The organism is Streptomyces daghestanicus, from assembly GCF_020521275.1.
GTDB lineage: Bacteria > Actinomycetota > Actinomycetes > Streptomycetales > Streptomycetaceae > Streptomyces > Streptomyces griseoviridis.
Genome location: NZ_BNDX01000018.1, coordinates 389,754 through 401,672, shown reverse-complemented (window position 1 = coordinate 401,672; position 11,919 = coordinate 389,754). Strand labels below are relative to the sequence as shown.

The 11,919-nt window shown below is 74.4% G+C and carries 16 protein-coding genes; 9 read left to right on the top strand and 7 right to left on the bottom strand.

Going from position 1 to position 11,919, the window contains the following annotated elements; translation table 11 throughout:
* Nucleotides 1–129: 129 nt before the first annotated feature.
* A complete protein-coding gene (locus Sdagh_RS34260) occupies nucleotides 130–996 on the top strand; it encodes a hypothetical protein (protein ID WP_226536141.1) in 867 nt (288 codons plus the stop codon).
* On the opposite strand, the gene Sdagh_RS34255 is transcribed toward Sdagh_RS34260, so the two are convergent.
* Both Sdagh_RS34255 and Sdagh_RS34250 read right to left on the bottom strand, forming a co-directional pair.
* On the bottom strand, nucleotides 936–1,505 hold the full coding sequence (locus Sdagh_RS34255) for a flavoprotein (RefSeq protein ID WP_189414112.1): 570 nt from the start codon (nucleotides 1,503–1,505) through the stop codon (nucleotides 936–938). The genes Sdagh_RS34260 and Sdagh_RS34255 overlap by 61 nt on opposite strands.
* A 26-nt stretch (nucleotides 1,506–1,531) precedes the next feature.
* Nucleotides 1,532–1,732, bottom strand: coding sequence for a ferredoxin (locus Sdagh_RS34250; RefSeq protein ID WP_189414111.1), 201 nt, complete (start codon nucleotides 1,730–1,732; stop codon nucleotides 1,532–1,534).
* Between the two features lie 150 nt (nucleotides 1,733–1,882).
* Here Sdagh_RS34250 and Sdagh_RS34245 point away from each other — a divergent pair, with 150 nt between their 5' ends.
* Entirely contained in the window at nucleotides 1,883–2,332 is a 450-nt protein-coding gene (locus tag Sdagh_RS34245; RefSeq protein WP_189414110.1) for a nitroreductase family deazaflavin-dependent oxidoreductase, read from the top strand.
* Between the two features lie 98 nt (nucleotides 2,333–2,430).
* On the opposite strand, the gene Sdagh_RS34240 is transcribed toward Sdagh_RS34245, so the two are convergent.
* Nucleotides 2,431–3,474 (bottom strand): cation diffusion facilitator family transporter, encoded by a 1,044-nt coding sequence (locus tag Sdagh_RS34240; protein WP_190076463.1) that lies wholly within the window; start codon nucleotides 3,472–3,474, stop codon nucleotides 2,431–2,433.
* 134 nt (nucleotides 3,475–3,608) lie between these two features.
* On the opposite strand from Sdagh_RS34240, the gene Sdagh_RS34235 reads away from it, so the two are divergent.
* Both Sdagh_RS34235 and Sdagh_RS34230 read left to right on the top strand, forming a co-directional pair.
* Nucleotides 3,609–4,655 (top strand): glutathione S-transferase family protein, encoded by a 1,047-nt coding sequence (locus Sdagh_RS34235; RefSeq protein WP_190010602.1) that lies wholly within the window; start codon nucleotides 3,609–3,611, stop codon nucleotides 4,653–4,655.
* Nucleotides 4,656–4,714: 59 nt separating this feature from the next.
* On the top strand, nucleotides 4,715–4,993 hold the full coding sequence (locus tag Sdagh_RS34230) for a DUF4235 domain-containing protein (protein ID WP_189414377.1): 279 nt from the start codon (nucleotides 4,715–4,717) through the stop codon (nucleotides 4,991–4,993).
* An 86-nt stretch (nucleotides 4,994–5,079) separates the two neighbouring features.
* Here Sdagh_RS34230 and Sdagh_RS34225 read toward each other — a convergent pair whose 3' ends face one another.
* Together Sdagh_RS34225 and Sdagh_RS34220 are read right to left on the bottom strand one after the other, a co-directional pair.
* Nucleotides 5,080–5,472, bottom strand: coding sequence for a VOC family protein (locus Sdagh_RS34225; RefSeq protein ID WP_190010603.1), 393 nt, complete (start codon nucleotides 5,470–5,472; stop codon nucleotides 5,080–5,082).
* A gap of 123 nt (nucleotides 5,473–5,595) precedes the next feature.
* Complete coding sequence (locus Sdagh_RS34220) at nucleotides 5,596–6,555, bottom strand: GlxA family transcriptional regulator (protein WP_190076462.1); 960 nt, start codon at nucleotides 6,553–6,555, stop codon at nucleotides 5,596–5,598.
* A gap of 71 nt (nucleotides 6,556–6,626) precedes the next feature.
* On the opposite strand from Sdagh_RS34220, the gene Sdagh_RS34215 reads away from it, so the two are divergent.
* From Sdagh_RS34215 to Sdagh_RS34200, 4 genes are all read left to right on the top strand, one after another.
* Nucleotides 6,627–7,577 carry an NADP-dependent oxidoreductase gene (locus Sdagh_RS34215; protein ID WP_189414105.1) on the top strand — a complete coding sequence of 317 codons (951 nt, stop codon included), beginning with the start codon at nucleotides 6,627–6,629 and terminating at the stop codon, nucleotides 7,575–7,577.
* A gap of 154 nt (nucleotides 7,578–7,731) precedes the next feature.
* A complete protein-coding gene (locus Sdagh_RS34210; protein WP_189414376.1) occupies nucleotides 7,732–8,100 on the top strand; it encodes an anti-sigma factor antagonist in 369 nt (122 codons plus the stop codon).
* A gap of 242 nt (nucleotides 8,101–8,342) precedes the next feature.
* Nucleotides 8,343–9,002, top strand: coding sequence for a DUF4230 domain-containing protein (locus tag Sdagh_RS34205; protein ID WP_189414104.1), 660 nt, complete (start codon nucleotides 8,343–8,345; stop codon nucleotides 9,000–9,002).
* Nucleotides 9,003–9,061: 59 nt separating this feature from the next.
* Nucleotides 9,062–9,622: a VanZ family protein gene (locus tag Sdagh_RS34200; protein WP_189414103.1), complete on the top strand. Its 561-nt coding sequence runs from the start codon at nucleotides 9,062–9,064 to the stop codon at nucleotides 9,620–9,622.
* Here the strand turns inward: Sdagh_RS34200 and Sdagh_RS34195 are convergent.
* Both Sdagh_RS34195 and Sdagh_RS34190 read right to left on the bottom strand, forming a co-directional pair.
* A complete protein-coding gene (locus tag Sdagh_RS34195) occupies nucleotides 9,603–9,839 on the bottom strand; it encodes a hypothetical protein (protein WP_189414102.1) in 237 nt (78 codons plus the stop codon). The two genes, Sdagh_RS34200 and Sdagh_RS34195, sit on opposite strands and share 20 nt — an antisense overlap.
* 110 nt (nucleotides 9,840–9,949) lie before the next feature.
* A complete protein-coding gene (locus tag Sdagh_RS34190) occupies nucleotides 9,950–10,747 on the bottom strand; it encodes an SDR family oxidoreductase (RefSeq protein ID WP_189414101.1) in 798 nt (265 codons plus the stop codon).
* Between the two features lie 133 nt (nucleotides 10,748–10,880).
* Here Sdagh_RS34190 and Sdagh_RS34185 point away from each other — a divergent pair, with 133 nt between their 5' ends.
* Complete coding sequence (locus Sdagh_RS34185; protein ID WP_189414375.1) at nucleotides 10,881–11,918, top strand: PHP domain-containing protein; 1,038 nt, start codon at nucleotides 10,881–10,883, stop codon at nucleotides 11,916–11,918.
* The last annotated feature ends 1 nt before the right edge of the window (nucleotide 11,919 follow it).

The following is an 11,919-nucleotide window of genomic DNA, read 5'->3' as shown; positions in this document are numbered from 1 at the left end:
TTCCGCGACGAGCCTACGGCCTTGAGGTGACGGCACGGCGTGGGAGCGGTCCGGGGGCGGGTGGGGGCGCGCATCCTCGGCGCAGGCGACCGGCGTCCGGCCGGTCGGCCCCCCACCCCGGAGGAAGATGTGCCGACCCGTTCCCGAAGTCTCTCCGTCCTGGCCGGTGCCGCCGTGCTGAGCCTGTCCCTCGTCCCGTCCGCCCGGGGCGGGCCCGCCCCCGCGCCCCGCCCCGCCGCCGAGTCCGCGGGGACGCTGTGCGCCCCGGCCGGTGTCCTGCGCGGCGGGCACGGTCAACGGGCCGCGGTCAGCCTGTGCGCGGCCGGCGGCCCTCGCGGCCTGTCCGTGTCGGCGCCCGCCACCTGTACGGCCTCCCGCGCGAAGGCGCGGGACGCCTGTCTGACGTCGGGGACCTGGACCGCGCGGCGGCACGGCGCCGCCGTCGCCTCCGGGGTGCTGCCCGGTGCCGACGCCGCCTACCCCGGTCCGGGGACGTACGAGTTCACGGCGCGGGTGCGCGCCCGGTCGGTGCCCGACGGGGTGGAGCTGCGCGGCACGGTGCGGGCCGCGCTCACCCTCACCGCGCCGAAGCCCGCCGCCACGCACCGCGTCGAGGTCGACCGGACAGCTCTGCGGCCCGGCACCACGACCACGCTGACGTACACCGTCCACCAGGACAGCGCGGCGGGCGACGGCAGCGCCCGTTTCGGGCTCATCGGGGCGGAGGGCTCGGGGGCGGAGCTGGCGACGGACGACGACCGCTGCGTCCACCCGGTGACCGGCGGCCCCGGGCCGGCCGAGCGGCGGCGGTACACGCTGGACTGCGCGCTCACCGGCCTCCGGCCGGGGCGGCCGGCCACCGTGCGGGTGCGCGTCACCCTGGGGCCTGCCTGTTCGACGGTGGTGTCGAAGCTGGGGTACTGGCTGCCGCGCGGTCAGGAGGTGTTCACCGGCGGCATGCTGGTGGGGCCCACGGTGGGCTGCGACCGGCCCTGACCCGGCTGCCCGACCAGGTCCAGGGCCCGCTCCCAGGGGAACTCCCCGGTGTGCGGCGGGCCGAGGCGGACGCCCATCCCGCGCAGCCGGGTGAGGGTCTCCCGGTAGGCCGGGTGGGCGGCGAGCGCCTCGCCGACGCAGGGCAGGACGCCGATGGGCACGCCGAGGCCGTACGCCTCGCACAGGGTGCCGAGGGCCAGGGTGTCGGCGATGCCGGCAACCCATTTGTTGAGGGTGTTGAAGGTGGCGGGCGCGACGAGCACGGCGTCCGGCGCGGGGAACGGGCGGGGCTCACCGGGGCGCCGGGAGCGGGCGCGCACCGGGCGCCCGGTCAGCGCCTCGGCGGCGGCGACGTCGAGGAAGCCGTCGGCCGCGGCGGTCGGGGTGGCGATCACCCCGACGGCCCAGCCGCGCCGCAGCGCCGCGGTGATCAGCCGGTCGGCGTCGACCGCGACGCCGGCGGCGCAGACGACCACGTAGAGGAAGGGTTTGCCGTCTTGTTCGGTCACCCGGGAAGCCTACTGAAGGGGTGGGGTCAGGCGGTGGGCTCCGTCACGGTGACGGCGGAGACCGGGCAGGCCCGGGCCGCCTCACGGACCAGGGGGCTGCCCGCGCCGTCCTCGCGGCCGGGCAGGACGGTGCCGTAGCCGTCGTCGTCCTGGGTGAACACGTCCGGGGCGGTCAGGGCGCACTGGCCCGCGCCGATGCAGACGTCCTTGTCGATGTCGATGCGCATGGTCCGTCAGCCTGCTCCCGCGCCGGGGGGAGTTCCAGCATCGTCCGCGTCGTGTCGCCCGGCGCGCACCGCGTGGCGGGGATGATTCCGGTACGGAGTCCTGTTGGACTTTGTACGACGCGGTATCAACTCGACGATGGGACGGATGCCATGCCTCTTGAGGGCGAGTACGAACCCAGCCCGGAGCGGTGGGTGCGGGAGCAGGTGGAGCTGTACGAGAAGTCCGGCGGGACCGAGGGCACGACCCTGATGGACACCGGTCTGCCGGTGATCCTGCTGACGACCCGGGGCGCGAAGAGCGGCAAGCTGCGCAAGACGCCGCTGATGCGGGTCGAGCACGAGGGGCGGTACGCGGTGGTCGCCTCGCTCGGCGGGGCGCCCAAGCACCCGGTGTGGTACTTCAATATCAAGGCCGACCCGCACGTGGAGCTCCAGGACGGGCCGGTGAAGCGGGACTACACGGCCCGTGAGATCACGGGAGACGAGAAGGCGCAGTGGTGGGAGCGTGCCGTCGCGGCCTTCCCCAACTACGCCGAGTACCAGGAGAAGACGGACCGGGAGATCCCGGTGTTCGTGCTGGAGCCGGCCGACGGGTCCTGAGGACCCCGCGGGGGGGACTTCCGGGAGGGCCCGGGGGATCTCCCGGAAGTTTTCCTCCCCGCCCGCGCATGAGCCGGCCGATGCCGGGCAATCGAGGGTCAGGCCCCGCCGCGTTCCCCCGTCGCGGCGGGGCTTTCGTGTGCCTCCCGTGCGGGCCGGTCGGTGATGTCCAGGAAGATCTGCCCCGCTTCGGGGACGGTGTTGGCGAGGGACCGCTTGATGCGTACGGCGACCTCCTCGACCCGTTCGCTGTCCAGGCCGGGCACCAGGTCGACGCGGGCGGCCACCAGGGTGGAGTCGAGGCCGGTCTTCATGGTGAACAGGGCCTCGACGCTGTCGATCTCGGGCTGGGCGTCCAGCAGGGCTCGGATACGGCCCGCGGCCTCCGGGTCGGCGGCCTCGCCGATCAGCTGGTCGCGGGCGTCCCGGCCGAGCCGGTAGGCGACGTAGACGAGCAGGGCCCCGATGGCGAGCGACGCGGACGCCTCCCACACCACCTGTCCGGTGACCATGTGCAGGGCCATGCCGATCATCGCGAGGGTGACGCCGAGCACCGCGGTGCCGTCCTCGGCGACGACCGTGCGCAGGGCGGGGTCGCGCAGCCCGCCGCCCTGCCCGCGCACCTGGTGCAGGGCCCGCAGCAGCGAGCCGCCCTCGGCGAGGAGGGCGACGCCGAGCACGATCAGGCCGGCGATGTAGCCGCTCAGCTCCTCCTCCGCGCCCTCACGGAGGGCCTGGACGCCCTGGTAGAAGGAGAAGCAGCCGCCCATGACGAAGATGCCGACGGCCGCGAGCAGGGACCAGAAGTACCGCTCCTTGCCGTAGCCGAAGGGGTGCTTGCGGTCGGCGGGGCGGCGGCTGCGGCGCAGCGCGGCGAGGAGGAAGACCTCGTTGAGGCTGTCGGCCACGGAGTGCGCCGCCTCCGACAGCAGCGCCGGGGAGGCCGCGATGACGCCGCCGACCGCTTTGGCGGCCGCGATCACCAGGTTGGCGGCCAGCGCCACCAGCACGGTGACGCGGGTGCGCCGGTCCGCCTTGCTCTCGTCGGGCCCGCCCGCCCGGCCCGCTGCCGGGTCCGCCGCGCTGTCCGTCGCAGGGGCTGCCGTACTGTCTGTCGTCTGCTGCGTAGGTGTCCCGCTCACCTTTCGGCGACTGCCCCCGGCCGGCGCGGATCACACCCCCTTGTGGGTGGACCACCCGTGCCGAGCGGCCGAAACGGGGAACGCGTCCCCCAGGGTGTCCGCGACCGGACCCCTGTGACCGGGAGGAGTGGGCCATGAGCGAGGGTGCCGGCGGGTCCGGCAACAGCGCGTACGGCCGGAAGGCGTTCAAACGGTCCCGGAGCCATTTCGCGGACCGGATCACGGCCGACGGACGGGACGGCTGGCCGGTGGAGAGCGGCCGGTACCGGCTGGTGGTCAGCCGGGCCTGCCCGTGGGCGAGCCGGGCGCTGGTCTCCCGGCGGCTGCTCGGCCTGGAGGAGGCCCTGTCGCTGGCGGTCGCCGATCCGATCCAGGACGACCGCAGCTGGCGGTTCACCCTCGATCCGGACGGCCGCGACCCGGTGCTCGGCATTCGCTTCCTCAGCGAGGCGTACGACCGGCGGGAGACGGGGTATCCGGGCGGGGTGAGCGTGCCGGCGATCGTGGACGTGCCCAGCGGACGGCTGGTCACCAACGACTTCCAGCAGATCACCCTCGACCTCGCCACGGAGTGGACCGCGCTGCACCGGCCGGGCGCGCCCGACCTGTACCCGGAGGCGCTGCGGGACGAGATCGACGAGGTGATGGCGGGCGTCTACCACGACGTCAACAACGGGGTGTACCGGGCCGGGTTCGCGACCGGGCAGGAGGAGTACGAGGCCGCCTGCGCGGGGGTGTTCCGGCGGCTGGAGCTGCTGGTGCCCCGGCTGGAGCGGCAGCGGTACCTGGTCGGGGACACGATCACGGAGGCGGACATCCGGCTGTTCACCACGCTGGTGCGTTTCGACGCCGTCTACCACGGTCACTTCAAGTGCAACCGCTGGAAGCTGACGGAGAGTCCGGTGCTGTGGGCGTACGCCCGCGACCTGTTCCGGACGCCGGGGTTCGGCGACACCGTCGACTTCGACCACATCAAGCGGCACTACTACCAGGTGCACACGGGCGTCAATCCGACCGGCGTCGTGCCGCTGGGGCCCGATCTGTCCGGCTGGCTCACCCCGCACCACCGCGAGGAGCTGGGCGGCCGGCCGTTCGGCGACGGCACCCCGCCCGGCCCGGTCCGCGCCGGTGAGGAGGTGCCGGCGCGGGGCCGGCCCCGATCCCCCGCACCGGCGCACTGACGTACTGACGTACTGACGACGACTCAGGAGGAACCGTGGGAAAGAAGAAGAAGCAGAAGATGCCCCTCGCCTACAAGCCGGTCGGCTTCGTCATGGGCTGGGCCGGTGGTGCGCTGGCGGGGATGGCGTTCCAGAAGACGTGGAAGCTGATCCGGCACGAGGACGACGCGCCCGACGCCCTGGACCGGGACCGCGGCTGGGGCGAGATCCTGCTGGCCGCCGCGATCCAGGGGGCGATCTTCGCGGTGGTGCGCAGCGCGGTGGACCGCTCCGGCGCCAAGGCCGTCGAGCGCTCCACCGGGGTCTGGCCGACCGCAGGGACGGGCGGCCGGGACTGACCCGCACCCCTGCCGAGCCCCGCCGGCGGTCCGTCCGCGGCGGGGCTCGGTGCTGTCGGCGGGCCGGGGCCCTGTCCGGGCGCGGGTCAGCCTTGCTTGGGCGCGGTCGACGGGTTGCGGCGCAGGGTGAAGGAGTGTCCGGCCGGGTCGGAGAAGCCGCGCTCCTCGTAGGGGCCGGGCGCGTCCTTCGCCTCCACCGGGCGCCCGCCGAGTCCGACGATGCCCCGTTCGGCCGCGTCGAGGTCGTCCACCACGAAGTCGAGATGGACCTGGAGGGAGTTCTCGGGCCGGGGCCAGCTCGGCGGGGTGGCGTTGACGTCCCGGCGGAACGCCATGCGGAAGCCGTCGGCTCCCCTGATCTCTATCCGGTTGGCGGACACGTCGGTCTCCTCGCCGCCCAGCAGTTCCTTGTAGAACTCCGCGAGCATCTCGGGCTCGGCACAGTCGAGCACCACGACGCCCGCATTCACCAGTGCCATCTTCTCCTCCGAAGGGTCCGGGGCACGGGACCGTCGTGCCCCGCCGCCCTGTACCTAGCTGATATCCGCGCCCGCCCGATTCAGTCGGCGGGCCGGGGGCACGGGGCGGCCGGCCGGCGGGGGTCAGCGGGCCGCCGCGCGGAACGTGCGCCGGTAGGCCTGGGGCGAGACGCCGATCGCCGCGTGCAGGTGCCGGCGCAGGGAGGCGCCCGTGGCGAAGCCGACCCGGCCGGCGATCTGGTCGACCGGCAGGTCGCTGGACTCCAGCAGGTGCCGGGCCCGGGTCACGCGCTGCTGGATGAGCCAGCGGCCGGGGCTGAGGCCGACCTCGTCGTCGAAGCGGCGGGCGAAGGTGCGCAGGCTCATCCCGGCGTGGGCCGCGAGGTCGGCCAGGGTGAGCTGTTCGTCGAGGCGCTCCAGGGCCCAGGCGCGGGTGGCGGCCGTGCTCGCGGCGCCGGTCCGGGGCACCGGCTGTTCGATGTACTGCGCCTGTCCGCCGTCGCGGAACGGCGGGACGACGCAGCGCCGGGCGACGGCGTTGGCCAGTTCGCTGCCGTGGTCCTCGCGGATCAGGTGGAGGCAGACGTCGACGCCGGAGGCCGCGCCGGCCGAGGTGAGGATGCGGCCGTCGTGGACGAAGAGGACGTCCGGGTCGAGGGTGACGCGCGGGAACATCTGGCGGAAGACGTCGGTGAGCTGCCAGTGGGTGGTCGCGCGGCGGCCGTCGAGCAGTCCGGCCGCCGCCAGCACGAAGGCGCCGGTGCAGATGGAGAGCAGGCGCGCGGTGGGCGGGACCAGGGCGAGGGCGGCGGTGACCTCGGCGGGCAGGCCGGCGGTGATCCGGGAGGGGGTGACGGCGGCGACGACGACGGTGCCGGCGGTGGCGAGGATCTCCGGGCCGTGGTCGACGGCGACGGTGAAGTCCGCCTCGGTGCGCACCGGGCGGCCGTCGGCGGTGCAGGTCAGCACCTCGTACCGGCCGTCGGCGGCGCCGAGGATGCGGCTGGGCATGCCCAGCTCGAAGGGGTAGACGCCGTCGAGGGCGAGGACCACGACCCGTTCGGGGCGCTGGGGGCGAGGCATGGCACGATCCTATCGGAGAGTGACCATCATGCCATTTCCCGGACGGGCGGACGGCGGCAGGCTGGGTGACCATGAGCGATGTGAACACGATGCGAGCCATCCGCCAGGACACCCTCGGCGGCCCCGAGGTCCTGAAGGAAGTACGGGTGGAGCGTCCCGCGCCCCGCCCCAACGAGGTGCTGGTGCGGGTGCGCGCCGCCGGCGTCAACCCCACCGACTGGAAGCACCGCGCGAACGGCGGTTTCCTCGGCGCACCGCCCTTCGTGCTGGGCTGGGACGTCTCCGGCACCGTCGAGGAGGCCGGGATCGGCGTCGCGGAGTTCCGGCCGGGCGACGAGGTCTTCGGCATGCTGTCGTACCCGTTCGGCCACGGCTCCCACGCCGAGTACGTCGCCGCCCCGGCGCGGGGCTTCTGGCACAAGCCGGCCGGGATCGACCATGTGCGGGCCGGCGCGCTGCCCCTGGTGTCGCTGACCGCCTGGCAGGCGCTGGTGGAACGGGCGGACGTCCGCCCCGGGCAGCGGGTGCTGGTGCACGCGGCGGCCGGCGGGGTGGGCCATGTGGCGGTGCAGATCGCCAAGGCGCGGGGCGCCCATGTCATCGGCACCGCGAGCGCGGGCAAGCACGAGTTCCTGCGGTCCATCGGCGTGGACGAGCCGCTGGACTACCGGGAGACGGACTTCGCCGAGGCCGTCCAGGACGTCGACGTCGTCCTGGACACCATCGGCGGGGACACGCTGACCCGTTCGCTGCGGGTGCTGCGGCCGGGCGGGATCGTGGTCTCGATCCTGCCGGTCGGCCCGGACGGGCTGTACCGCGAGGCGGAGCGGCTCGGGGTGCGGGCGGCGCGGATGCTCGTCGACGCCGACCGGGGCGGGATGCGGGAGATCGCCGCACTGGCGGAGTCGGGCGCCCTGCGGGCCTCCGTGGAGCGGACCTTCCCGCTGGCGGACGCGGCCGGGGCGCACGCGCTGGGCGAGACGGGCCGCACCACCGGCAAGCTGGTCCTGCTCGTGGACTGAACCCGGCCCCGGCCGCCCCGGACCGCTCCCGGCCACTCATGTCTGCGGCATGAGAAACCGATGACATATGTCAATCGAACATGCTCACATTCCTCCGAATGAGGGAAGCTGGTGGGGGCGTGGGAGCGGACGAGGGGCTGGAGGCGAGGTGACCGTGCGGCAGGACCCAGCACCGCTCACCCGGCATCTGCGCGTGCGCGACGACCGGGGCCGTACGGTGCTCCGGTTCCACGGCGAGATCGATCTCGCCGCGGCCGACGAGATCGCCCCGCTCCTGGACCGGGCCACCGCCCGCCCCGGCGCCCGGGTCGTGCTCGACCTCAGCGGGATCACGTTCCTCGACGCCTCGGGGCTGCGGCTGCTGACCCGGGCCAGGAACCGGGTGCTCGACGAGGGCGGCGAACTGCACCTGGTCTGTTCCCACCCCCTGACCCTGCGCGTCCTGCGCATCACCGGCCTGGCCCGGCTGCTGCCGCCGCGGGCGACGCTGGACGAGGTGATGGGCGGGCCGGGGCCGGCGTAGCTCCGGTCGCGGCCGGCACGCGACGGCGTCCGTCGCGCGCTCCGGCGCGAGCGGACGCCGGATCGAGCAACCCCCCTGCTCTACCGGGGGATTGACGCACAGTCAGGGCATTGCGCCCGCCTCCCTCAGCGTGACGCGCCGGCGGCCCGACGCCTGGCGTCCTGCTCGCGAAGCCTCCTCAACTCGCCTGTCTAGCGCGAGAAGTGGGGGGCATCAGGTCAGCAGGAAGGAGGGCCGTCGCCATGACGACTCCGATCAGGCGCCCACGGCGCGTCCCCGGCTGGGCCAAGGCGGTCGCGGCCGTCGCGCTGGTGCTCGTCGTGCTGTTCGCCGGCCTCAGGCTGAGCGTGATCCCGGGACTGAAGGGCCTGTTCGGCTCCGAGACCCACGACCGCTCCGGCCCGGCGCTGCTGGAATCCGTGCAGGACCTCAGCCGGTACGAGGCCGCGAGCGGCAACTTCCAGGTCGTCGTGGACCTGGAGAAGGACACCAGGTTCCTGCCGGACGCGGTGCGCGGCTCGCGCACCCTGTACGTCGGCGCGGGCACCGTCGACGCCTACGTCGACCTCGGCAAGGTCGGCCGGGACGACGTGACGGTCGACGAGGACCGCACCTCGGCCACGCTGCGGCTGCCGCACGCCGCGCTCGGCGCACCGGCGCTCGACCCCGAGCGCTCCTACGCCGTGTCCAAGCAGCGCGGCCTGCTCGACCGGCTCGGCGACCTGTTCTCCGACAACCCGAACGGGGAGCAGGCCGTCCAGAAGCTCGCGGTGCGGCACATCGCCGAGGCCGCGAAGGAGAGCGGGCTGACCGAACGCGCCGAGAGCAACACCAAGGAGATGCTGCAGAACCTGCTGCGCTCGCTCGGTTTCAAAGAGGTCCGGGTCACCTTCCCGGAGTGAGCGACCGCCCCTCCCCTCCCCCGTAAGAGAACCGCTCCCGCACAGAACCGGAGGACCGAATGGCTCGCGCCGCCGCCCCACGGACGCGTTCCCCGCTGCGCTCCCGCGCCGGCCGGACCGAGGACGACCCCGCACCGCGCGAACGGCATGTGCTCCCCTGGCCGTTGCGCCTGCTGGCGACGGCGTGCGCCTTCGTCTTCATGGTGGCCTTCGCCGTCGTCCTGGCCAAGCTCACCCTGAATCCCTCCCCCGCCTCGGAGGCGCTGACCCACACCAATCTGCACCCCGGCAGTTCCCTGCGGCAGTACCTGGGCCAGCCCGGACTGCGCGACGCGGTGAAGCAGGTCGGCGGGAACGTCCTGCTCGGCGTGCCGTTCGGGATGCTGGTGCCGGTGGTCGCGCCGCGCACCCGCGGCGTGCTGCGGGTACTGCTGCTGACGGCCGTGGTGATGCTGCTGGTCGAACTCGCGCAGGGCTCCATGGTCACCGGCCGGGCCTTCGACATCGACGACGTCATCCTGAACACCACGGGGGCCCTGCTGGGGTACCTGCTGCTGGGGCGGCGGATGAGCCGCGCGGTGCACGCCCGGCGGACCCGGTCTAGTGGAGCGTCCAGGTGAACTTGTCCCCGCCGACCCAGCGGACCACGTCCGGGTCGTCCAGGTCGTGGACCGTGATGCCGTACGCGGCCGCGGCCTCCAGGACGTCGACGACGGTCCGCGCCTCGCCGACGACCTGGCCGTCGATCTCCACGATCCGGAACGGCGGAGCGGCCGGCTGGACCCCCAGGACCAGGATGCGCGGCCGGGCGATGTGCGGGCTCACGATTTCGGTCATGTATCGAGCGTAGAACGAACGGGCGGCCGGGGCTCTCCCCGGCCGCCCGTTCCCGCTCGCTGCCTGCTCACGGCCTGCTCATGACCGTCCGTCGCCGGTTTCCCGCCCGGTCAGGGGCGCCGCCAGTCGTCGCCCGTCAGATGCGACCCGGCCATCGGGCCCATCCGGAGCATGCCGCCGTCCACGCTCCAGGAGGCGCCGGTGACGTACGAGGCGTCCGGCCCGGCGAGGAAGGCGATCACGGCGGCGACCTCGCGGGCGTCGCCCGGCCGGCCGAGCGGGACACCGGGCCGCCGCTCGGTGTGCGGGTCGGTGTCCTCCTGCCCGGTCATGGGCGTGGCGATCTCGCCCGGGGCGACGGCGTTGACGGTGATGCCGTGCTCGGCCAGTTCCAGCGCCATGACCTGCGTGAGCAGTCCGAGGCCGCCCTTGGCGGCGCAGTACGGCGCCGCGCCCACCCGCGGCTGGTGCTCGTGCACGGACGTCACGTTGACGATCCGGCCGCCGTCGCCCTGCCGGATCATGCGCCGCGCCGCCCGCTGTCCGCACAGGAAGGGGCCGGCGAGGTCGACGTCGAGGACGTGGCGCAGATCGTCCAGGCCCAGGTCGAGGAAGGGCGTGGCCGTGCCCGTACCGGCGTTGTTGACCAGCACGTCCACCCGGCCGAGGCGTGCGCACAGCTCGTCCACCGTGTCCGCGGCCTCGGGCAGCCGGGTCAGGTCCACCCGCGCGGTCTCGGCCCGGCGGCCCAGGGCCCGTACCTCCTCGGCGGTGCGCTCGGCGCCCTCGGCGTCGGTGTGCCAGGTGACGCCGATGTCCAGACCCGCCTCGGCGAGGCGTACGGCGGTGGCCCGGCCGATGCCGGAGTCGGCACCGGTGATCACGGCGACGCGGTCGGGACGGGACATGGCGGCCTCCTCGGCGGCGGGACGGATCGGGCCGTCGCAGTACCCGGGCGGGGGCGGGACAAACCGCCCGCTCCGCCGTGCGGCCCGCGCGCCGCTGGGGAACCCTGGGGTGGACGAGGAGGTGGTGCGGCGGATGGACCCCGTGGCGGCGCTGGAGCGGATCGCGTTCCTGCTGGAGCGGTCCCAGGCACCGGCGTACCGGGTCCGCGCCTTCCGCACGGCGGCCCGGGTGCTGTCCGCGCTGCCCGGGGACGAGGTGCGGCGGCGGGCGGACGCCGGTTCGCTGGAGTCGCTCAAGGGCGTCGGGCCGAAGACGGCGCAGGTGGCGCGGGAGGCGCTGGCCGGGCAGGTGCCGGGATACCTGGAGAAGCTGGAGGGCGAGGCGGCGTCCCCGCTCGCCGGGGGCGGCGCGGCGCTGCGGGCGCGCCTGCGCGGCGACTGCCACCTGCACTCGGACTGGTCGGACGGCGGCAGCCCGATCGAGGAGATGGGGCGGACCGCGGCGGCCCTCGGGCACGAGTGGGCGGTGCTCACCGACCACTCCCCCCGGCTGACGGTGGCCCGCGGTCTGTCCCCGGACCGGCTGCGGGAGCAACTGGACGTGGTGGCCCGGCTGAACGAGACCTGGGCGCCGTTCCGGCTGCTGACCGGCATCGAGTGCGACATCCTCGACGACGGCTCCCTCGACCAGGAACCGGAGCTGCTGGAGCGGCTCGACGTGGTGGTCGTCTCGGTCCACTCCAAGCTGCGGATGGACGCCCGGTCGATGACCCGCCGCATGGTCGCCGCCGTGACGAACCCGCACGCCGACATCCTCGGCCACTGCACCGGGCGGCTGGTGAGCGGGCGGGGGCGGCCGGAGTCGGAGTTCGACGCGGACGAGGTGTTCGCGGCCTGCGCCGAGCACGGGACCGCGGTGGAGATCAACAGCCGGCCCGAGCGGCTCGACCCGCCCCGGCGGCTGCTGCGCCGGGCGATGGCGGCCGGGGCGCTGTTCTCCGTCGACACCGACGCGCACGCGCCCGGCCAGCTCGACTGGCAGGGCCACGGGTGCGCGCGGGCCGAGGAGTGCGGGGTGCCGCCGGAGCGGGTGGTGACCACCTGGTCCCGCGAGGAACTGCTGGCCTGGACCCGCCAGGGCCGTACACCGTCCGGCGTGGCCGGCGGCTGAC